Here is a 20,563-nt window from a genome sequence, read left to right on the forward strand (position 1 = left end):
GGCGCTTGCCCTGCATTGCGCGTCAGCGGCGCGGGGCGCCCAGGCGCCAGTGGGCGCGCGCGGCGCTGGCCAGGGTCAGGCGGTCTTCCAGACCTTGTCCGTCACCGGCCTGGATCAGGGATTCGAGTTGCTGCAGCGCCTGCTGGAACTGGCGCGACTGTGCCAGAACCTGCTCGCTGTTGGCCAGCAGCACATCACGCCACATCTTGGGATCGCCTGCGGCAATGCGCGTGAAGTCGCGGAAGCCGGGGCCGGCCAGGGACAGCACGTCGTCGGAGTCGGGCTGGGTGATCACGCTTTGCATCATGGCGAAGGCCAGCAGATGCGGCAGGTGGCTGACCGTGGCAAAGGCGCTGTCGTGGGCTTCGGGCGACATGGCGCGCACGCGGCAGCCCAGCAGCTCCCACAGGGAGCGGGCCTTTTGCAGGTGGTCGGTCAGCGTGCGTTCGGTGGGCGTCAGGATGACCTGTGCGCCCTTGTACAGCTGGGGGTCGGAGTGCTCGACGCCCGAGACTTCCTTGCCTGCAATGGGGTGGGCCGGCACGAAGGAGCCGAGCTGGTCGCGCAGGGCCGAGCGGGCGGCATGCACCACATCGACCTTGGTGGAGCCCACGTCCATGATCATCATCTCGGGCGTGACCAGGTGCTTGATGGACTTGAGCGTGGCCTCGGTGGCTGCCACGGGCACGGCCAGCAGCACCAGGTCGGCACCGGCAGCGGCCAGCAGGGCAGAGGGGGCCTCCACATCGATGACGCCCATCTGGCGAGCGCGTTCGGTCGTCGAAGGCGACTTGCTGTAGCCCACGACGCGCTTGACCAGCCCTGCCTGCTTGAGCGCCAGGGCGAACGAGCCGCCCATGAGGCCGCAGCCGATCAGCCCCAGTTGTTCAAAGGGCTGCATCACTTGGATACCGGGTAGGTGCCCAGCACCTTGTAGAAGGCGCACAGGCCGCGCAGCTCTTCCAGCGCGCTGGCCACGTTGGGCTGGGCCGGGTGGCCTTCGAGGTCGATGTAGAAGTAGTACTCCCACTGGCCGGTGCGCGCGGGGCGCGACTCGAAGCGCGTCATCGACACGCCGTGCCTCTTCAGCGGCACCAGCAGGTCATGCACGGCGCCTGGGCGGTTGGGCACGGAGATGATGATGCTGGTGCAATCCTGGCCGCTGGGCGAGGGCGTGGCCAGCGTGTGCGGCAGGCAGATGACGGCGAAGCGCGTGCGGTTGTAGGCATCGTCCTGGATGGCATGCGCCACCACGTGCAGGCCGAATTGCTGGGCCGCGCGTTCGCTGGCCAGGCCGGCGATGTTGGGGTGCAGCGCCGCCAGGCGGGCGCCTTCGGCATTACTGGACACCGGGCGGCGCTCGGCATGCGGCAGGTGCTTGGCCAGCCAGCCCTGGCACTGTGCCAGGGCCTGGGGGTGAGCCGCCACGACCTCGATGCCCTCGGTCGTGTTGCTGCTGCGAAGCAGGTTGTGGCGCACCAGCAGGCTGACCTCGCCCACCACGTGGCAGGGCGTGTGCAGGAACATGTCCAGCGAGCGCGTGACCACGCCTTCGTTGGAGTTCTCCACGCCCACCACGCCGTACTGCGCGCTGCCGGCGGCCGTGGCGTGGAACACCTCGTCGAAGCTGTTGCAGTACATCAGATCGGCCGCGCCGCCGAAGTACTGGATGGCGGCTTCCTCGCAGAACGTGCCCGCCGGGCCCAGCACGGCCACGCGCTGGGGCGACTCCAGCGCCAGGCAGGCCGACATGATCTCGCGCCAGATGGCCGAGACATGGCCGTTCTTGAGCGGGCCGGGGTTGGCAGACTCGATCTTCTGGATGACCTGGGCCACGCGGTCCGGGCGGAAGAAGGGCGTGCCTTCACGCTTCTTGACCTCGCCAACTTGCTCTGCCACGCGGGCACGTCGGTTCAGCAGATCCAGCAGTTGCTGGTCGATATCGTCGATCTGCACGCGCAGATGCGCCAGATCGGGAGAGGCTTGGGGTGTGGTGCTCATGGGCGGGAGTGTGGGTCGGTCAGGCGTTGCGCTGTTCGAATTCGCGCATGTACTCCACCAGCGCCTGCACGCCAGCGATGGGCATGGCGTTGTAGATGCTGGCACGCATGCCGCCGACGGACTTGTGGCCCTTGAGCTGCAGCAGGCCGCGTTCCCGGGCTCCGGCCAGGAAGGCGTCATTGCGCGATTCGTCGCGCAGGAAGAAGGGGATGTTCATGCGCGAGCGGCAATTGGCAGCGACCTTGTTCACGTAGAACGAGGACTGGTCCACGTACTGGTAGAACAGGTCGGCCTTGGCGATGTTGCGCGCCTCCAGGGCGGCCACGCCGGTCAGGCCGCCTTCGGTCTGGCGCTTGATCCATTGGAATGTGAGGCCTGCGATGTAGATGCCCCAGGTCGGAGGCGTGTTGTACATCGACTGGTTGTCGGCCACGGTCTTGTAGTCGAAGGCCGAAGGGCAGGCCGGCAGGGCGTGGCCCAGCAGATCCTCGCGCACGATGACCAGGGTCAGGCCGGCCGGGCCCAGGTTCTTCTGCGCGCCGCCGAACGCCAGGCCCACGCGGCTCCAATCGACGGGGCGCGAGGCCACGTGCGAGGAAAAATCCACCACCAGCGGAGCATCGCAGCCCAGCGCCTTCAGGTCGGGCAGCTCCTGGAACTCCACGCCATGGATGGTTTCGTTGCTGCAGATGTGCACGTAGCTGGCGCCGCGGCTCAGTTGCCAGCTCTCGGGGGCGGGCAGGGCGGTGAACTTGCCGTCCTCGCCGCTGGCAGCGATGTGCGCATCGGCCACGTACTTGCGTGCTTCCTTGGCCGACTTCTGGCTCCAGCTGCCGCTGAGCACGAAGTCCACCGTGCCTGCACGCGACAGGTTCAGGGGAACGATGGCGTTCTCGGCCAGGCCGCCACCTTGCATGAACAGGATCTTGAACTCGGGCGGCACGGCCAGCAGCTCGCGCAGGTCGGCCTCGGCCTGTTCATAGATGGAGATGAACTCCTTGCCGCGGTGGCTCATCTCCATCACGCTCATGCCGGACCCGTGCCAGTCGAGCATTTCGGCGGCTGCCTGCTGCAGCACTTCGGCGGGAATGGCGGCGGGGCCGGCGGAGAAGTTGTAAGGGCGGTTCATGGAGTTCACTGTCAAGTCACGCGCAGGCGCCAGTTCGGGCGGTGCCTGCAACTGTCAAAAATCTGGGCCGCCGCTGGGGCTGCGCCCCGGTGCGGGAGGCAGCCCCAGCGGCGGCTGGGTCATCAGGCGGGCTCGCCCGTGCCTTCGGCAGCGGCTTCGTCGCCGCCTGCGGCCTCCTCGCCCGTGGCCTCGTCCTCGACTTCATTGGCATCGTTTTCAACGATGCGCTGCAGGCCGCCGAGCTTGGCGCCTTCGTCCAGGGAGATCAGCGTCACGCCCTGGGTGGCGCGGCCCAGTTCCCGGATTTCCGAGACCCGGGTGCGCACCAGCACGCCAGTGTCTGTGATCAGCATGATTTCGTCATCGGCATGCACCAGGGTCGCGGCGACGACCTTGCCGTTGCGCTCGGACTGCTGGATGGCAATCATGCCCTTGGTGCCGCGGCCGTGGCGCGTGTACTCGACGATGGAGGTGCGCTTGCCGTAGCCGTTCTCGGTGGCCGTGAGCACGCTTTGCGACTCGTCCTCGGCCACCAGCATGGCGATCACGCTCTGGCCTTCCTCCAGGTTCATGCCCTTGACGCCACGCGCGTTGCGGCCCATGGGGCGCACGTCGTTTTCGTCGAAGCGCACGGCCTTGCCGCCGTCGCTGAACAGCATCACGTCATGCTTGCCGTCGGTCAGCGCTGCGCCGATCAGGAAGTCGCCCTCGTCCAGGCCCACGGCGATGATGCCGGCCTTGCGCGGGTTGGAGAACTCGTCCAGCGCCGTCTTCTTCACGGTGCCCATGCTGGTGGACATGAACACATAGTGGTCGGCCGGGAAGCTGCGGTACTCGCCAGTCAGCGGCAGCACCACGTTGATCTTCTCGCCATCCTGCAGCGGGAACATGTTGACGATGGGGCGTCCGCGCGAGCCGCGCGAACCTGCGGGCACTTCCCAGACCTTGAGCCAGTACAGGCGGCCGCGGTTGGAGAAGCACAGCAGGTAGTCGTGCGTGTTGGCGATGAACAGCTGGTCGATCCAGTCGTCTTCCTTGGTGGCCGTGGCCTGCTTGCCGCGTCCGCCGCGCTTTTGCGAGCGGTACTCGGACAGCGGCTGGCTCTTGATGTAGCCCGTGTGGCTGAGCGTGACCACCATGTCGGTGGGCGTGATCAGGTCCTCGGTGGACAGGTCCTGCGCGCTGTACTCCACCGTGCTGCGACGGGCGCCGACCTTGCTCTGGCCGAACTCGGCCTTGATCTGCTTGAGCTCGTCGCCAATGATGGCCGACACGCGCTCGGGCTTGGACAGGATGTCCAGCAGGTCCTCGATGACGGACATCACGTCCTTGTACTCGGCGACGATCTTGTCCTGCTCCAGGCCGGTCAGGCGCTGCAGGCGCATCTGCAGGATTTCCTGGGCCTGGGTTTCGGACAGGCGGTACAGGCCATCGGCCTGCATGCCGAATTCGCGCTCCAGGCCGTCGGGGCGGTAGTCGTCGGCGTTGACCACGCCGCCATCGGTGCGGGTGCGCGTGAGCATCTCGCGCACCAGCTTGCTGTCCCAGTTGCGCGTCATCAGCTCGGCCTTGGCCACGGGCGGAGTCGGCGCGTTGCGGATGATGGCGATGAAGTCGTCGATATTGGCCAGCGCGACCGCCAGGCCTTCCAGCACATGGCCGCGCTCGCGCGCCTTGCGCAGCTCATACACCGTGCGGCGCGTGACCACTTCGCGTCGGTGCTGCAGGAAGACCTCGACCAAGTCCTTCAGGTTGCACAGCTTGGGCTGGCCATCGACCAGCGCCACCATGTTCATGCCGAAGGTGTCTTGCAACTGGGTCAGCTTGTACAGGTTGTTGAGCACGACCTCGGGCACTTCGCCGCGCTTGAGCTCGATCACCAGGCGCATGCCCGACTTGTCGGACTCGTCCTGGATGTGGCTGATGCCTTCGATCTTCTTCTCGTGCACCAGCTCGGCCATGCGCTCCTGCAGCGTCTTCTTGTTGACCTGGTAGGGCAGCTCGTCAACGATGATGGCCTGGCGCTGGCCGCGATCGATGTCCTCGAAGTGGCACTTGGCGCGCATCACCACGCGTCCGCGACCCGTGCGGTAGCCTTCCTTGACACCGTTGATGCCATAGATGATGCCGGCCGTGGGGAAGTCAGGCGCGGGAATGATCTCCATCAGCTCGTCGATGGTGGCCTGAGGCGTCTGCAGCAGATGCAGGCAGGCATCCACCACCTCGTTGAGGTTGTGCGGAGGAATATTCGTGGCCATGCCCACGGCAATGCCCGAGGAACCATTGACCAGCAGGTTGGGCAGCCGCGCGGGCAGCACCAGCGGCTCGCGCTCGCTGCCGTCGTAGTTCGGGCCGTAGTCCACCGTCTCCTTGTCGATGTCGCCCAGCATCTCGTGGGAGATCTTGGACAGGCGGATTTCGGTGTAACGCATCGCCGCCGCGCTGTCCCCGTCCACCGAACCGAAGTTGCCCTGCCCGTCGACCAGCATGTGGCGCAGCGAAAAATCCTGTGCCATGCGCACGATGGTGTCGTACACCGCGCTGTCGCCGTGCGGGTGGTACTTGCCGATCACGTCGCCGACGATACGCGCCGACTTCTTGTACGGCCGGTTCCAGTCGTTGTTGAGCTCGTGCATGGCGAACAGCACGCGCCGATGCACAGGCTTGAGGCCATCTCGCGCATCGGGCAGCGCCCGGCCCACGATCACGCTCATTGCGTAATCGAGATAGCTGCGACGCATCTCCTCTTCGAGGCTGATGGGCAGGGTTTCTTTAGCAAACTGGGTCATGTGTGGCGATACTCTGACGGCGGGAAAAGGCCCATTTTAGGTCGAATGACGTGTAGCAGCCGAGCAACATAACCCTGGAATTCCGCCGCTGTCCTACTTGTTGGCGCCCGCTTGGCGGTCCGTCTGCTTGTGACGTATGGCACAATCAATTCAACGTTTTTGGTGATGGTCACTGATGACGTCCACAGATTCGCAGCCCTGCTGCGGCTTTTTCCCCAAGAGGAGAACCATGAAGAAACTGAACAAAGTGGCGATGTTGTTTGCCTCTGCCGCCCTCGCAACGGCCGCTGGCGCACAAGTGAAGGCTGCTGACGGTGGCAAGACCATCGACAACTGGCAAAACGGCACCAGCGAACTGGTGTGGAAGAACGGCACGAACGAACTGTGCTGGCGCGATGCCAACTGGACGCCCGCCACTGCCGCAGCTGACTGCGACGGTGCTCTGAAGCCTGTGGCAGCCGCTGTGGCTCCCGCTGTGACGCCCGCTCCGGCAGCTCCCGCTCCGGCACCGGCTCCCGCTCCGGCCGTGGCTTCCAAGGTGACCTTCTCTGCTGACGCTTTCTTCGACTTCGACAAGTCGGTTCTGAAGCCCGAAGGCAAGGCCAAGCTGGATGACCTGGCCTCCAAGGTCAAGGGCATCAACCTGGAAGTGGTCATCGCCGTCGGTCACACCGACTCCGTTGGCTCTGACGCCTACAACCAGAAGCTGTCGGTTCGCCGCGCTGAAGCTGTGAAGGCTTACCTGGTGTCCAAGGGCATCGAAAAGAACCGCGTCTACACTGAAGGCAAGGGCGAAAAGCAGCCCATCGCCGACAACAAGACCAAGGAAGGCCGCGCAAAGAACCGTCGCGTGGAAATCGAAGTGGTCGGCACCCGCGCCGCTCAGTAATCTTTCGATTGCTTCCCGCAAAAGCCCCGGCAACGGGGCTTTTTTTATGGCCGAACGGTCGTCGCAATCACCGACAATCGAGCCATGAGCAACGCAATCAACGTCAATGCCGACCCGGCGGAGCTGGAGAAATTCTCCAGCCTGGCCCATCGCTGGTGGGACCCGGAAAGTGAGTTCAAACCTCTGCATCAGATCAATCCGCTGCGCCTGGACTGGATTGATGCGCAAGCTCCATTGAAGGGCCTCAGGGTGCTTGATGTCGGCTGCGGCGGCGGCATCCTCGCCGATTCCATGGCCCGCAAGGGGGCGAGAGAGGTGGTAGGCATCGACCTGGCCACCAAGGCATTGCGTGTGGCCCAGTTGCATGCTCTGGAAACGGGTACGCCGAACATCCACTACCACGAAGTCAGCGTGGAGCGTCTGGCCCAGGAACAGCCGGGCTCCTTTGACGTGGTGACCTGCATGGAGATGCTGGAGCATGTGCCCGATCCCGCTTCCGTGGTCGCGGCCTGCGCCGAGCTGGTCAAGCCCGGAGGCTGGGTGTTCTTCTCCACGATCAACCGCAGTGCCAAGGCCTTTGGCCTGGCCATTGTGGCGGCTGAGTACCTGCTCAAGATGATTCCCAAGGGGACGCATGAGTACGCCAAGCTGATCCAGCCCAGCGAACTCGCCATGTTTGCCCGTCAGGCCGGCCTTGACCTGCAGGCCAGCAAGGGCCTGCAGCACAACCCCATCACCGGGCGCTACTGGCTCAGCGCGGACACGTCGGTGAACTACATGCTGGCAACGCGCCGGGCAGAAGGGTAGGCCGCATGTGGCAAGAAGTCCGAGCTGTTCTGTTCGACCTGGACGGCACCTTGATCGACAGTGCGCCCGACCTGGGTGCGGCCGCAGACAGGATGCGCATTGACCGTGGCCTGCAGTCGCTTCCTTATGAGCGGTATCGGCCCATGGCGGGCGCCGGGGCGCGGGGGATGCTGGGAGTGGGCTTCGGGCTCACGCCCGACTCGCCGGAGTTTCCGGAGATGCGCGAGGAGTTCTTCCGCAACTACGAGCAGTGCATGACCGAACGCACCTATGCGTTCGATGGTGTCCCGGAACTGATCGCACAGCTCCGGGCGGCATCCATGCCCTGGGGTGTGGTCACCAACAAATCCATGCGTTTCACCGACCCGCTGACGCAGCAGATGCCGCTTTTCGCGAGTGCGGGGGCTATCGTCAGCGGTGACACCACGCCTCACGCAAAGCCCCATCCAGCACCGTTGCTGGAAGCTGCCGCGCGTATCGGCCTGCCTCCCCGGTGTTTTGTCTATGTGGGTGATGATGAGCGCGACATCGTTGCAGGCAAGGCTGCGGGCATGAAGACCGTGGCTGCATGCTATGGCTACCTTGGTGCGGCCAGCGACACCTTGCACTGGCAGGCGGATGCGCAAATCAATTCTCCGCTGGAGCTCTTGAAACTGCTGGAAAGAGGCTAAGATAGGAGCCTTGGGGCTGTCCTGGTTTCGACGTGGGTTCGGGACCGGTGTGGTGCATGTCGAGCTTGAGTGACGCTCGTAAATCTCCATTCAAAAAAACTAACTGCAAACGACGAACGTTTCGCACTCGCCGCTTAAATCCGGTGAGCCTTGCAACAGCACGCTGATGGGCTGGGCAAGGGGGTAGCAATACCTCCCGGCTGCAAGGGAATTCACATCAGCTGGCTGCGTGCTGGGCTTCTTAGTACGTGGCAAGATCCAAGGAAGCTGGCATCCCAGGTAGCGTGCGCCTGCGCGACTTGGGAGGCGAGACTCAAAACAGAACGCTAAACATGTAGATCTGCCCGGCGAAGGCTTGCGGACGCGGGTTCAATTCCCGCCAGCTCCACCATCCAAGACAACGCCACACAACGGAGAACCCGATGTGTGGCGTTTTTTCTTGCCTTGAAGTGTCCTGCGGTGTCGTCAGAATCGCACGGATTTCACAGGGACTGCGGGAGCAGGCCCGGCAAGGAGGTGGGTCCAGGATTGATTCAGTTGGCGCCCATGCCGGGCATGGGCTGTTGCGACAGTTCCTGGATCAGCGTGAGGCGGAAATGCGCCAGGGCCTTGGCTCCTTGCTGTATGTGGTGCAGGTCTGCCACCCCCCCGATGCCCGAGACCAGCAGCTCTGGTTTGGTGGACAGGATGACTTCGATGAAGTGATCAGCCAGTTCTGCTGCCAAAAGGGTGTCTGTGCTCTGTTTGCTCATGTGCGTTTCCTCCTTGTGGTGGAAATCGCATGGTATGGCATCGCGGCGGAATAGGGGGTGCCGACTGGAGCCATGGCCGGCGCCCGGTGTCGATCCTCAGATGGCGAGGCTTGCGCGGTCCTTGCCTTCTATCCACTTGGGCGGTTTTCCGCGGCCTGTCCAGGTGGCGCCGGTTTCTGGGTTGCGGAATTTGGGCTCTCCCACGCTGCGCTTGCCGGCCTTGTTGGGTTTGCTCTTGGCGGAGGGGAAGACGTCTTCTTTCGTCAGGCCATATTGCTGCACCATCGCCTTCGCCTCAGTGATCGCATCGGTTTTCGCATGCTTGATGAGTGCGTCGATTTTTTTCTCAAGCTCGGCTTTTTGTTGCAACAGGGCCTTGTAGTCGGATGTCATGGCGATGATGATTTGCAGTGGGAGATGCGCTTGTATATCACGGCCATGAATATTTTGTAAGTTATGAGTAAGAAAAAGAGTGTGCGAATGCAGGAAAAGTCACCAGCGACGTAGCGCCTTCAAGACAGTCGATGGGGATGGTTGGGGCGACGAGATGCGCCCAAGAAAAAGGCCAGCGGCTTGCGCTGGCCTGGGAAGAAAGAGCCGGTGCTTTTTGAAAGCTTCCTGGGGGAATGAGAGGGAGGGAGGAGGAAATGCCCCAGACCCGGCAATGAAACGGTGCAGAAACTGAAGGCGATGATGCCTGGCGTGCGCAGGTCCGCCGATGGGTGGGAGGCGAGTCTGCACGTAGGACGGAGGAGCATCTGCCGAGTCACAGGCTGGTCATCTCCATGCGCGATAAACCGGGAGTTGCGCAACCATGGGGGGGAGCGCATTGCTTTTTTATTGCGCATCCATGTCTATTGCTGCCACGCTGATTCCATTTGTTTTCAACCCGGCCAATCCGGTGAGTGCGCCATTGCAGCGCCATCGTTGGCGTCTGTATGGCGCGGGGCTGCTTCTTTCGGCATCTGCCGGGGTATGGGCGCAGGTTCCCTTCAACGGCACCTACACGCAGAATTTCGACACCCTGGCAGATTCCGGGGTGGGGCTGGCATGGGCCAATAACAGCACCTTGCCGGGATGGTTTCTCTTCAACAAGAACCTGGCATCCATTACCTCTTATGTGGCTGGCAATGGTGCCTCCAACACCGGCAGCTTCTACAGCCTGGGGCTGGGCGCGGACCGTGCCTTGGGGGGCGTGGCATCAGGCGGGGCCTACTTTGGCAGCCCGGCCCAGGGCGCTGTAGCGGGCTGGATTGCGCTGGCGGTGCGAAATGACACGGGTGGCTCGGTCGACGGCATCACCTTGCGATTCAACGGCGAGCAATGGCGCAACGGTGGCAATACGGAACCGCAGCCCATGGTGCTGGAGTACGGCATGGGAGCCACCTTTGCCGACGTGCCCGAATGGCTGCCTGCCGGCGCGAACTTCAACTGGCAATCGCCGGTTGCCACCGGCAATGCTGCCGCCGTGGACGGCAACGTGGCCGGGCGGGTGAGCAATGTGGGCGGGGATCTGCGCGGCCTGGGCTGGGCGCCAGGTGCCACGCTGTGGCTGCGTTGGATTGAGCTCAATGATGTGGGCAACGACCACGGCCTGGCCATTGATGATGTCTCCATCACCCTGGCGCTGCCCGACACCACGGCGCCCATGTTGCAGGCAAGCATTCCCGCGATGGCGGCAACCGGGGTGGCGCTGAATCCCGAAATCAAGCTGAGTTTCGATGAGGCGGTGAAACCCGGTAGCGGCAGTTTCGAACTGCGCCAGGGCGGCACGGTGGTGGCAACGCTGCAGGCTGGCGATGCGGCACAGGTCAAATTCAGTGGCTCGACCATCACGCTCAACGCGGGTGTGCGGCTGGCGGTCAATACTCCCTATACCCTGGTTTCCGTGGGCGAGCCGGTGCTGGATACCTCGGGCAATGTGTGGACCGGCACGACGCTGGGCTTCACGACAGGAGACGAGCCGCCGGTCACCAGGATTTCTGCGGTCCAGGGCTCTGGCGATCAGTCTCCTCTGGTGGGGCAGAAGGTGACGGTGAGTGCCGTGGTGACGGCCTATATGCCTGGACTGAGCGGCTTCTTCGTGCAGGAAGAGGCGGCAGACTCCGATGGCGACGCTGCTACCTCGGAGGGCATCTTTGTCTACTACGGCAACGCCAATCCTGGCGTGGATGAGAGCATGGTGGGCAAGCTGGTGCAGATTTCCGCCTCGGTGAGCGAGTTCCGCAATCAGACCCAGCTCAGCGCCATCACGGACTTCGTTGTGCGCGGCGCGGCGGCCTTGCCGGAGCCGGTGCGTATCGCACTGCCTGTCAGCGACATGGGGCAATGGGAGCGCCTGGAAGGTATGCGTGTGGAGGTGGCATCCGCCACCGCAGGCGGCAAGCTGGTGGTGAGCGACAACCGTACGCTGGGCCGCTACGGCAATGTCACGCTGTCCGCCGATACGCCGTTGGCGCAGTACACCGAAGTCAACGCCCCCAGCGTGGCGGGCTATGCAGCCTACGTGCAGACGCTGCAGCGCAGCCAGATCATTCTCGATGATCGCTCGGGAGCCCAGAATCCCGAGTTCGTGCCGGGTCGTGGCGGCTTGCCGCTGTCGGCGTCCAACACGCTGCGCGCTGGCGATGGCGTGGACCGCGTCATCGGCGTGCTCGACCAGTTCTTTGATGCTGCCGCCAGCCAGCCCTATCTGACCAGCTACCGCGTGCAGCCCACGCAGACTCCGCAGTTCACGGGAGCCGCGCGACCTTCTGCTGTTGAATTGCAGCAGGCCGTGGGAGCGGCCACGCTCAGGATCGCGTCTGCCAACGTTCTCAATTTCTTCAACCTGACGGGGGCCACAAGCGGCTCTTCCCAGGTGATGTTCAACACGCCGCTGGGCAACCAGCAGGGCATTCGCGGTGCCAACAGCGTTGCCGAGCTGGACAGGCAGCGCGCCAAGATCGTGGCCAATCTGCTGGGGCTGGGCGCCGATGTGTACGGCCTGATGGAGGTGCAGAACAATGGCTTTGGCCCGGGCAGCGCCATCCAGGATCTGGCCGACGCCTTGAATGCGAGTGCGGACAAGCCTGCCGGCGCCGTGTATGCGGTGGTCAAGGCACCCTTCAGTGAGGCTGCAGGCACGGTGCCAGGCGCGGGCACGGATGCCATTACCGTGGCCATCCTCTATCGCAGCGACCGCGTCACGCCGGTGGGCAGCGCAGCGGCACCCAATGTCTCCACCTACGATGCCTTCAACGGAAGCATCGGCGGAGCCCGCGTGCCGATTGCGCAGACCTTTGCCGTGGGCGGCAGCACGGAGCAGTTCACCCTGGTGGTGAACCATTTCAAATCCAAGGGCAGCGTGCTCGGCGGCGCGGGCAATGCGGACGTGCTAGACGGCCAGGGCGCCAACAACGCGGCACGCGTGAAGACGGCCCGGCAACTGAGCAACTGGCTGGCAACCCGGCCCACAGGCGCGACCAGCCCCCACGTGGTGCTGGTGGGCGACTTCAACGCCTATGCGAAGGAAGATCCCATCACCACGCTGGAGACCGGCGGCTATGTCAAGGTCTCCCAGGGGCTGTCCTACGCATTCGACGGAATGTGGGGTTCGCTGGACCATGTGCTGGTGAGCACCAGCCTGCAGCCCAGCGTGGGGCGTGCAGTCAAGTGGGCCATCAATGCGGAGGAGCCCGAGGTGCTCGACTACAACGTCGAGTTCAAGTCGCTGGATCAGCAGGCCAGCTTCTATGCACCCACTGCCTATCGTTCCAGTGACCACAACCCCATCCTCCTGGGCCTGAATTTCGGTGGCCAGGCGCCATCGTTCAGCGGCGTGCCTGCCAATGCACAGGCCGTGGTGGTGGGCCAGGCGGCCGATCTGGCGGATGTGGTGGTGGCCGATGCCGACAGCCCCGTCGTCACACTGTCCATCGTCGCCAGCGGCGGACAGGTGCTGGGCCTGGAGGATGCCGATGCCGCACAGCCCGGCATACAGCTGCGCGGCAGCCCCGAACAGGTGTCGCGGCAATTGAGCGCCGCCATGTACATGGCTTCGGTGACCGGCCCAGCCAGTTTGCAACTGAGCGTGAGCGATGGTGTCCATGCGGCTGTGACTGCCAGCTATCCGCTGCTGGCGACCGCAGCGGGCGCGGTGGACCCTGCCAATCGATTCAATATCAGCGGAGCAAGCCAGATTGCAGTTGCGGGCGAGGTCGTGGGCGGTGGCGCCAGCTGCCGCCTGGCCGAGCCGCCGCAGGTCATGGCGGCACCGGGTGCTCCACGTCCTGGGGCGGTGGTGCCACATGGGCTGTTGAAGCTCAATACCGATGGCTGTGATGCGGGTGCGCTCGTGACGGTCAGGCTGACCTATCCGAACGATCTGCCCAGTGGTGCTGAATACTGGAAGTGGGGTCGCACGGCTGATAACACCGCGCAGCACTGGTACCGCATACCTGCAACGCTGCAGGGGCGCGTCGTCTCCTTCGTGCTGCGCGATGGCGGCCTGGGCGATGACGATCTGCTGGCCAATGGCCGTGTGGAAGACCCTTCGGCCCTGGTGCTGCCTGCCGCGGTCGGTGGCGGTACGCCGGCGGCGATTCCGTCACTGAGCGAGTGGGCGGTCGCGCTGCTGAGCCTGATGATGGGTGGACTGGCCATCCGTCTGCGCCGCCGCAACCCTTGATGCTTCCGTGAAAAGGCCCGGTCCGCACCATGTGCAGGCCGGGCTTTCTGCATTGGGGCAGGGGAAGCTGCGGACAGGTATTTGCCTGACTGAGTGCAAGAGGGATAGGAGGGGGAGGATCTTGGTGCGCAACCGCAGGCCGATGCTCGATGATGGCCGGGTTGGGGGCAAAAGCGGCGCGTCTGCTGCTGCGGGCGCCGTCTCGAAGGGGGTGCGCGAGATATCCAGAAACGATCGTGCTTGAAAAAGAGCCTGGCTAACCGGCATACCGCTGGCTGGCAAAAACGACTGCAGGCTGAACTGGCCTGACGAGTCGCCCCACGATGAAACTGAACTGCTGCAACACCATGAATGCTGCAGCATGGGTTGAATGATATACGCAAACAAGAATCATTCTCAAATAAACCCATAACTTTCTCTGGAATTAGAAAAAAGCTTGTGTTTTGCGGTTTTCGCCTGCCGGACCGGTGCCTGACCTGCTGTTGCTCAAGAAAAAACGCCCCGGCTGCGGAGGCGGCCGGGGCGCTGAATGGAGCGTTCCATGCGATCAATCCAGGAAGGACACATGCTAGGGGTTTTGAATGAGAGCGCCTGCGTCTGCGTCTCCGGTCCTTCCTGGTTGTCAAGTGTAAATTGAAACAAGGTGCTTGATGGGGTCAAAGCAGCGGAAGTTGCATGCATCTGAGTCGTAAAGCTGTTTTTTTTGTACTCCGATGCGACCGCCTCAAGCCAAATGCGTCGTGCAATGCAAAAAGCCCGCTGTGGAGCGGGCTTTTTTTCTGGGAATGTGGACGATGGCTCTTACGCGACCATCGTTTTACGGCAGAACGTCTCTGCGGCTGTCACCGTTGTTTTTTTCGTCGTAGTGCACGACGCGCCGGCGTGAGATACAGCATTGCCTGCGCAGACAACCACGGGATTATAGCAGAGTCAGAATTTGCCGCTGGAGCCATGGGCCTGTGTTGCCGCAGAAGGGGTTTGAAGATGAATGAAATGACGCAAAGGCTTGAGGGCCTGCTCGCATCCGGCAAGGACTCGGCACTGCTGCGCTGTACCTTGGGCAAGACCTATCTTGAAAACGAGGCGCCTGGGGTGGCTCATTCACACCTAGAGCGGGCCACTGAACTCGATCCCGGCTATTCGGTGGCGTGGAAGCTGCTGGGCCGGGCATTGCTGGCGCTGGGCGACGCTGCTGGAGCGCGGCGGGCGTGGAATACGGGATTGGCCTGCGCGCAGGAGAAGGGGGATGCCCAGGTCGTGAAGGAGATTGGCGTGTTCCTCAAGCGCCTGGACAGACAGCAGGCGGCATGAACCGAGACTTTGCGAAAGGGTGTGGGTGTGGGTGTGGGTGCGGTGCGGGATTCACGCCTGCAAAAGAGCTTCCCTGGCCAGTGCGTCGGCCTCGGTGTTGCGGTGACGGGGTATCCAGCGCAGTTGCACATGCTCGAACCTGGCCAACATGGTGCGGGCCTCATCAAAGAGGTCTGCCAGGCGCGCGATGGGCTTGATGGGGCGTGGCGATGGAGTCAACTGCTCCACCAGGATGCTGCTGTCCGTGAAGATGGTCAGGCGGCGCGCCTGCAGGGTTTGCAGGGCCTGCAGCGCGGCCATCAGGGCGCGCAGTTCGGCTTCATTGTTGCAGCCTCGCTCGGCACAGGGCTCGCACAGCAGGTGGCGGCGTCCGTCGGGTGCGATGATGACGGCGCCCATGGCCATGCGTCCGGGGTTGGGTACGGCGCTTGCATCGATGTAGGCAGTCCAGAGGTCGGCATCTGGGGGCGCTGGGCCGCAGGCGCTTGGGCGTGATGAGGGCATTTCCAGAGGCATGCCTGCATCATGCGGCAGCGGTGGGGGTTCGGTCGCATTTCTTGTCGGATGGCGCGGACAATGCAGGCCTGCAAAACACCGAAATGGAGGAAGGCCGCGAGTGATCAGGATTCTGGGCAAGTCATCGTCCATCAATGTGCGCAAGGTGCTGTGGCTTTGCGTGGAGTTGGGAATTTCTTTCGATCAGGAGGAATGGGGCTCAGGCCATCGATCGACGCAGGAGCCGGGATTTCTGGGGCTCAACCCGAATGCGATGGTTCCCGTGCTGCTTGATGGACCACTGGTGCTGTGGGAGTCCAATACCATCTGCCGTTACCTGGCGGCCCGCCATGACCGGCAGGACCTGTTGCCGGCCGCACCTGCCGAGCGCGCGCTTGTCGAGCAGTGGATGGATTGGCAGGCAACGGAGCTGAACAATGCCTGGCGCTATGCCTTCATGGGATTGGTGAGGCGCAGCCCCGAGCACCAGGACCCCGTGCAACTGGCTGGCAGCATCGCGAACTGGCATCGCCACATGCGCATTCTGGAAGACCAGTTGTCGCGCACTGGCGCCTTTGCTGCTGGCGCGCAATTGAGCCTGGCCGATATCGTGCTGGGTCTGTCCACGCACCGCTGGATGTCGGCGCCCATGGAGCGCCCTGAATTGCCTGCAGTCCGCGCCTACTACGAACGGCTTTGCGAGCGGCCGGGCTTTCGCCTGCATGGCGCCAACGGCATGCCTTGATGGCCGTCTGGCGCCATGCGTGACAAAGCCCCCCATGTTCCCGCAGGCTTTGATTGTTGAGGGCGGCGTCAGAGGGGCAGTCAGGGGGCAACGCGCACCAGCACCATGTCGGCCTTGGAGCCTGCACCCTGGGTCAGGACCGGGTGGACGGTGTCATTGATGAAGATGAGTTGGTTGCCCTGGGTAATGCGTGAGGTGACCGTGTATTGCGTGGCAGGATTCAGGCGGCTGGGCTCGACGGGCAGCTTGAAGCTGTAGGGTGGCTTGAGGCCTTCGATCCTCATGGACTGCTGGGATATCACCGGGGCGGGAGCATCGGCGCGCGAGGTGTCCTGCAGTTCGACGACCAGCACGGCATCGGGCGCAAGCGGAGCGGCCTCCCTCAGGTCAACCGTTCCCATGACCGCAGTGACAGGCGCATTGGGCGCTGGCTGGGTCTGGGCGCATGCACCCAGCAGTGCTGCGGACATCACGAGGGCCAGGGCTGTGCGGCACTGAAGGCTGTTGGAATTCATTGGAGCTCCTTCTTGATTTGGGAGCCCTAGTCTGGCCTGGCGCGGCTTGCGAGGCTGTAGGAGCAGGCTCAACGCAAGCTGCTGCCATTTCCCAAAGTCGCATGGGCCGATTTGCTGGCTGGGTGCCAGTCTTGGATGCAAGGGTGTGAAAGGTTTGTGGCCATGCTGGGGATGCTGCGCTGGCGACGCTCCGTTGAAAACGTGCGAATTGGGCAGACAAAAGCCCCTGGTTCTTTCGAACCAGGGGCTTGAATCATTTGGTCGGAGCGGCGGGATTCGAACTCGCGACCCTCTGCTCCCAAAGCAGATGCGCTACCAGGCTGCGCTACGCTCCGACTAAAACGCTATTGTAGCGTCAAAAAAATGGGTATTTTCGCAATGGGCGAATTTTTTGCTCAACGCGAGCCAGGTCCAGGGCCGCGGTTGGCCAGGTGGCGGAAGGTGATGCGGCCCTTGGTCAGGTCGTAGGGCGACATCTCCAGCGATACCTTGTCGCCAGCCAGGATGCGGATGTGGTGCTTGCGCATCTTGCCGCCGGTGTAGGCGATCAGCTGGTGTCCGTTTTCCAGCGTCACACGAAAGCGAGAGTCAGGCAGGACTTCCGTGACGGAACCCTGCATTTCAATCAGTTCTTCTTTGGCCATGTGTTCAATCTCTCAGGTCTGGGTCGGTTGCGGCACTCACTTGTCGGAACCACGAAGGCCTTGCCTGGCCCACAGAACATGGGGTACGTGGGCCGAGGCTGAAAAAGCAGTGGATGTTCTGCGCAAGAGGCGCAGACCGAACGGAAGGCCAGGTCACAATGGTGTCGCAAAGGCAAAGCCCGGCAACAGCCAAACCTCCCAATTCTACAGCGTTGCATTCCCGCGCGTGCGCAGCCCAATGCGGCCGTCGCACGCAAAACACAGGTTGGATTTTTGCCGCGAGGGTGCGGCCTTTGTCACCTGCTTTTCATCCGTGGCCTCCGGAAATCGCGCGCTCGGCTTCGAGGCAGGCCTGGCAAGTGCTGAAAGCAGCGGCAGGAGTTGAGGGCGAGGGGTGCGGGTTGGCTAGAATCCGCCCACAACTTCTATTACTTTTATAGCAAAACCTCGATGTCTGATCGACTTGCCGTTCTCTCCCAGTATCTTTTGCCCAAGCAGGCGCTGACTGCCGTCATGGGGCGCCTGGCCCAGGCGCGTGCTGGCGACCTGACCACGGCAGTCATCCGGCGCTTCATTGCCCGCTATGGCGTGGACATGTCGGAGGCGGCCGATTCCGATCCTGCGGCCTACGCCAGCTTCAACGAGTTCTTCACGCGGGCGCTCAAGCCCGGTGTGCGGCCGCTGGCTTCGGCTGACTGGGTCTGTCCGGTGGATGGCGCCATCAGCCAGATCGGTGCCATCGAGGGCGAGCAGATCTTCCAGGCCAAGGGGCACAGCTACAGCGCCACGGCACTGGTCGGCGGCGATGCGCAGTTGGCGCGCCAGTTCGACAACGGGCATTTCGCCACCATTTACCTGAGCCCGCGCGACTACCACCGCATTCACATGCCCTGTGCGGGCCGGCTGCGGCGCATGATTTATGTGCCGGGTGAACTGTTCTCGGTCAACCCGGTCACGGCGCGCGGCGTGCCGGGCCTGTTTGCGCGCAACGAGCGCGTGGTCTGCGTTTTCGATACCGACCATGGTCCCATGGTGCTGGTGCTGGTTGGCGCCACCATCGTGGGCAGCATGGGCACGGTGTGGCACGGCATCGTCAACCCTCCCCGTCCCGGACGCATCCAGGACTGGCGCTATGACGACCAGTCCATCGTCCTGGGCCAGGGCGAGGAAATGGGGCGCTTCCAGCTGGGTTCCACTGTGGTCATGCTGTTCCCTGCATCGGCAGGGCTTCGCTTCAACGGGCAGTGGACGCATGCCGCGCCCGTGCGCCTGGGCCAGAAGATGGCCGGGCGCAACGAGGCCTGAGCCTGGGTGGATGGTCGATGAAACCGGGCCCAGGCCCGGTTTCTGTCACAGAATCCAGCTCAGGGCTTCAGGGCGCCGCTGTGTGGTGAACATCGAGGGCGTGATGCTCAGCCGTTCAGGCCTGACCGGGTCCTCATGGCCGACCAGGTAGACCATCAGTTCGCGGCGACGCAGTATCACGTGGCTGACCTTCTCGGCCTTGCCGTTTTGCGTGACATTCGTGCCGGGGCGAAACAGCGGCATCTGGAAGGTGAAGCTGCGCGGATCGGCCGGTGGCGCGATGGCGGTGTTGGGAGGGGCTTCTAGTGTGGCAACCATAGGCTTGATGTGCATGAGTGGACGCTGCCAACTCTATCGACACTGCCGCGCCAAACTGTAGGGCCGCCGGGGTGCGGCCAAGAGGAATCATGCCTCCGGGTGGGAAACGCCAAGGATGGCGTGCAGCCGTGCGCTGGTCGTCGTGTACTGCAGCAGCGGTTTTTCGCCCTGCAGATACTCGGCGGCGGCAAAGGCCGCCATGGTGGCTTCATGGAAGCCGCACAGGATCAGCTTGTGCTTGCCCGGGTAGCTGACGATGTCGCCAATCGCATAGATGCCGGGCGCATCGGTGGCCTGGGTTGCAGGGTTCACCAGCAGCTGCTTGCGTTCCATGGCCAGGCCCCATTCGGCGACCGGGCCCAGGCGGGGGGAGATGCCCAGGCAGACGACCAGTTGCTGCGCCGCCAGTTCGTGCTCCTGGCCTTCGCCATCCATCCATTGAACGGCGCGCAGTTGGCCTGCATCGGCATGCAGTTGCGTGATCTGGCCGATCACCACGCGGATGGCGCCGCTGTCGCGCAGCTCCTGTAGGCGCTCCAGCAGTGCGACCGAAGCCTGGAAGGCGTCGCGGCGGTAGAGCAGATAGGTGGCCTGGGCCCTGTCAGCGCAGGCAATGGCCGCGGCCACGGCCTCTTCGTCGCCACCGTGGACGATGGCGGTCCGGCCGCGCACCATGTCCAGATCGGCAGGATGGTAGTGGAGCTGGCCTGCAGCCAGCTGCTCCACGCCGGGCACCTTCAAGGCCTTGGGCACAAAGGCGCCCACGCCTGCCGCAATGAAGACGCTGCGCGCGTGCAGTTCAAGGCCTTGCGAGGTCTGCGCCAGCCAGCGGCCATCGTCCATGCGCTGCAGCCGGGCGACCTGCTGGGAAAGGTGCAGTTGCGCGTCCATGGGGGCGATCTGCCGCTGCAGCAGCTGGACCAGTTCATGGCCCGTGCATACCGGAATGCCGGGAATGTCGTAGATGGGCTTGTCGCCGTACAGCTGCGCGCACTGCCCGCCCACATGGGGCAGGGCATCGACGACATGGCAGCGGATGCCTTGCAGGCCCAGCTGGAACACCTGGAACAGGCCCGCCGGGCCTGCGCCTATGACGAGGGCATCGGTCTGGATCGGTTGCGTGCCGGAGGTGTCTTGCATGGGCTGCGCGGCTTCAGCGCTCGAGTTGATCGATCTTGCCGGGCTTGCCGTTCCAGTCGTCGGCGTCGGGCAGCGAGGCCTTGCGCTTGGTGATGCTCTTCCAGCCCTTTTCCAGCGACAGCTCGGCATTGAGCTTGATGAAGGCCAGTTGGTCGGCGGGGACGTCTTCTTCGGCAAAGATGGCATTGGCCGGGCATTCGGGAATGCACACGGCGCAATCGATGCACTCGTCAGGGTCGATCACGAGGAAGTTGGGGCCTTCGCGGAAGCAGTCCACGGGGCAGACATCCACACAATCTGTGTATTTGCACTTGATGCAGTTTTCGGTGACGACGTGAGTCATGGGAGTCTTTTATGGCAGTGTGAATGTCGGTATCAACCCG

General features: G+C 63.4%; 19 protein-coding genes, 1 tRNA gene and 1 other RNA gene. 8 read left to right on the forward strand and 13 right to left on the reverse strand.

Annotated elements, in window-relative coordinates:
- Positions 1–22: 22 nt before the first annotated feature.
- The 4 genes from A9976_RS15265 to gyrA form a co-directional block, all read right to left on the reverse strand.
- Positions 23–901 (reverse strand): prephenate dehydrogenase/arogenate dehydrogenase family protein, encoded by an 879-nt coding sequence (locus tag A9976_RS15265; RefSeq protein WP_183019731.1) that lies wholly within the window; start codon positions 899–901, stop codon positions 23–25.
- Entirely contained in the window at positions 901–2,001 is a 1,101-nt protein-coding gene (pheA, locus tag A9976_RS15270; RefSeq protein ID WP_013801628.1) for a prephenate dehydratase, read from the reverse strand. Before pheA ends, A9976_RS15265 begins: the two co-directional genes overlap by 1 nt.
- A 19-nt stretch (positions 2,002–2,020) precedes the next feature.
- Positions 2,021–3,130 carry a 3-phosphoserine/phosphohydroxythreonine transaminase gene (serC, locus tag A9976_RS15275; RefSeq protein WP_012206519.1) on the reverse strand — a complete coding sequence of 370 codons (1,110 nt, stop codon included), beginning with the start codon at positions 3,128–3,130 and terminating at the stop codon, positions 2,021–2,023.
- 122 nt (positions 3,131–3,252) lie between these two features.
- Positions 3,253–5,919 carry a DNA gyrase subunit A gene (gyrA, locus tag A9976_RS15280; RefSeq protein ID WP_013801630.1) on the reverse strand — a complete coding sequence of 889 codons (2,667 nt, stop codon included), beginning with the start codon at positions 5,917–5,919 and terminating at the stop codon, positions 3,253–3,255.
- Between the two features lie 229 nt (positions 5,920–6,148).
- Here gyrA and ompA point away from each other — a divergent pair, with 229 nt between their 5' ends.
- The 4 genes from ompA to ssrA all read left to right on the forward strand — a co-directional run bounded on the left by ompA (position 6,149) and on the right by ssrA (position 8,677).
- A complete protein-coding gene (gene ompA / locus A9976_RS15285) occupies positions 6,149–6,808 on the forward strand; it encodes an outer membrane protein OmpA (protein WP_183019732.1) in 660 nt (219 codons plus the stop codon).
- 84 nt (positions 6,809–6,892) lie between these two features.
- Positions 6,893–7,615: a bifunctional 2-polyprenyl-6-hydroxyphenol methylase/3-demethylubiquinol 3-O-methyltransferase UbiG gene (ubiG, locus tag A9976_RS15290; RefSeq protein ID WP_183019733.1), complete on the forward strand. Its 723-nt coding sequence runs from the start codon at positions 6,893–6,895 to the stop codon at positions 7,613–7,615.
- 5 nt (positions 7,616–7,620) lie between these two features.
- Positions 7,621–8,286, forward strand: a complete 666-nt coding sequence (locus A9976_RS15295) for an HAD family hydrolase (protein WP_183019734.1) — start codon at positions 7,621–7,623, stop codon at positions 8,284–8,286.
- Positions 8,287–8,298: 12 nt separating this feature from the next.
- Positions 8,299–8,677, forward strand: a transfer-messenger RNA (tmRNA) gene (gene ssrA, locus A9976_RS15300).
- A gap of 142 nt (positions 8,678–8,819) precedes the next feature.
- On the opposite strand, the gene A9976_RS15305 is transcribed toward ssrA, so the two are convergent.
- A complete protein-coding gene (locus A9976_RS15305; protein ID WP_183019735.1) occupies positions 8,820–9,038 on the reverse strand; it encodes a hypothetical protein in 219 nt (72 codons plus the stop codon).
- Between the two features lie 96 nt (positions 9,039–9,134).
- Positions 9,135–9,431, reverse strand: a complete 297-nt coding sequence (locus A9976_RS15310) for an H-NS histone family protein (protein ID WP_183019736.1) — start codon at positions 9,429–9,431, stop codon at positions 9,135–9,137.
- Between the two features lie 457 nt (positions 9,432–9,888).
- Between A9976_RS15310 and A9976_RS15315 the strand changes: the two genes are divergently transcribed.
- Both A9976_RS15315 and A9976_RS15320 read left to right on the forward strand, forming a co-directional pair.
- Positions 9,889–13,707, forward strand: coding sequence for an ExeM/NucH family extracellular endonuclease (locus A9976_RS15315; protein ID WP_183019737.1), 3,819 nt, complete (start codon positions 9,889–9,891; stop codon positions 13,705–13,707).
- 984 nt (positions 13,708–14,691) lie between these two features.
- Entirely contained in the window at positions 14,692–15,018 is a 327-nt protein-coding gene (locus A9976_RS15320) for a tetratricopeptide repeat protein (RefSeq protein ID WP_183019738.1), read from the forward strand.
- A gap of 51 nt (positions 15,019–15,069) precedes the next feature.
- Here the strand turns inward: A9976_RS15320 and A9976_RS15325 are convergent, their stop codons facing one another.
- A complete protein-coding gene (locus A9976_RS15325; protein ID WP_183019739.1) occupies positions 15,070–15,534 on the reverse strand; it encodes a ribonuclease HI family protein in 465 nt (154 codons plus the stop codon).
- 100 nt (positions 15,535–15,634) lie between these two features.
- Here A9976_RS15325 and A9976_RS15330 point away from each other — a divergent pair, with 100 nt between their 5' ends.
- Complete coding sequence (locus tag A9976_RS15330) at positions 15,635–16,258, forward strand: glutathione S-transferase family protein (protein ID WP_183019740.1); 624 nt, start codon at positions 15,635–15,637, stop codon at positions 16,256–16,258.
- A gap of 80 nt (positions 16,259–16,338) precedes the next feature.
- Here the strand turns inward: A9976_RS15330 and A9976_RS15335 are convergent, their stop codons facing one another.
- From A9976_RS15335 to infA, 3 genes are all read right to left on the reverse strand, one after another.
- Complete coding sequence (locus A9976_RS15335) at positions 16,339–16,773, reverse strand: YbaY family lipoprotein (protein WP_183019741.1); 435 nt, start codon at positions 16,771–16,773, stop codon at positions 16,339–16,341.
- Positions 16,774–17,031: 258 nt separating this feature from the next.
- Positions 17,032–17,108: transfer RNA gene (locus tag A9976_RS15340), tRNA-Pro, on the reverse strand.
- A gap of 60 nt (positions 17,109–17,168) precedes the next feature.
- Positions 17,169–17,417 carry a translation initiation factor IF-1 gene (infA, locus tag A9976_RS15345; RefSeq protein ID WP_012206460.1) on the reverse strand — a complete coding sequence of 83 codons (249 nt, stop codon included), beginning with the start codon at positions 17,415–17,417 and terminating at the stop codon, positions 17,169–17,171.
- A gap of 450 nt (positions 17,418–17,867) precedes the next feature.
- On the opposite strand from infA, the gene asd reads away from it, so the two are divergent.
- Entirely contained in the window at positions 17,868–18,722 is an 855-nt protein-coding gene (gene asd / locus A9976_RS15350) for an archaetidylserine decarboxylase (protein WP_012206459.1), read from the forward strand.
- Positions 18,723–18,767: 45 nt separating this feature from the next.
- Here asd and A9976_RS15355 read toward each other — a convergent pair whose 3' ends face one another.
- From A9976_RS15355 to fdxA, 3 genes are all read right to left on the reverse strand, one after another.
- The gene (locus A9976_RS15355) at positions 18,768–19,040 is read right to left on the reverse strand and encodes a hypothetical protein (protein WP_232245749.1); all 273 of its coding nucleotides are present in this window, start codon (positions 19,038–19,040) and stop codon (positions 18,768–18,770) included.
- An 87-nt stretch (positions 19,041–19,127) separates the two neighbouring features.
- Complete coding sequence (locus tag A9976_RS15360) at positions 19,128–20,180, reverse strand: NAD(P)/FAD-dependent oxidoreductase (RefSeq protein ID WP_183019743.1); 1,053 nt, start codon at positions 20,178–20,180, stop codon at positions 19,128–19,130.
- Positions 20,181–20,193: 13 nt separating this feature from the next.
- The gene (fdxA, locus tag A9976_RS15365) at positions 20,194–20,523 is read right to left on the reverse strand and encodes a ferredoxin FdxA (RefSeq protein ID WP_013801644.1); all 330 of its coding nucleotides are present in this window, start codon (positions 20,521–20,523) and stop codon (positions 20,194–20,196) included.
- Positions 20,524–20,563 lie beyond the last annotated feature (40 nt).

The sequence above is a fragment of the Delftia sp. UME58 genome, assembly GCF_014170385.1.
In the GTDB taxonomy this organism is placed as follows: Bacteria; Pseudomonadota; Gammaproteobacteria; order Burkholderiales; family Burkholderiaceae_C; genus Comamonas; species Comamonas acidovorans.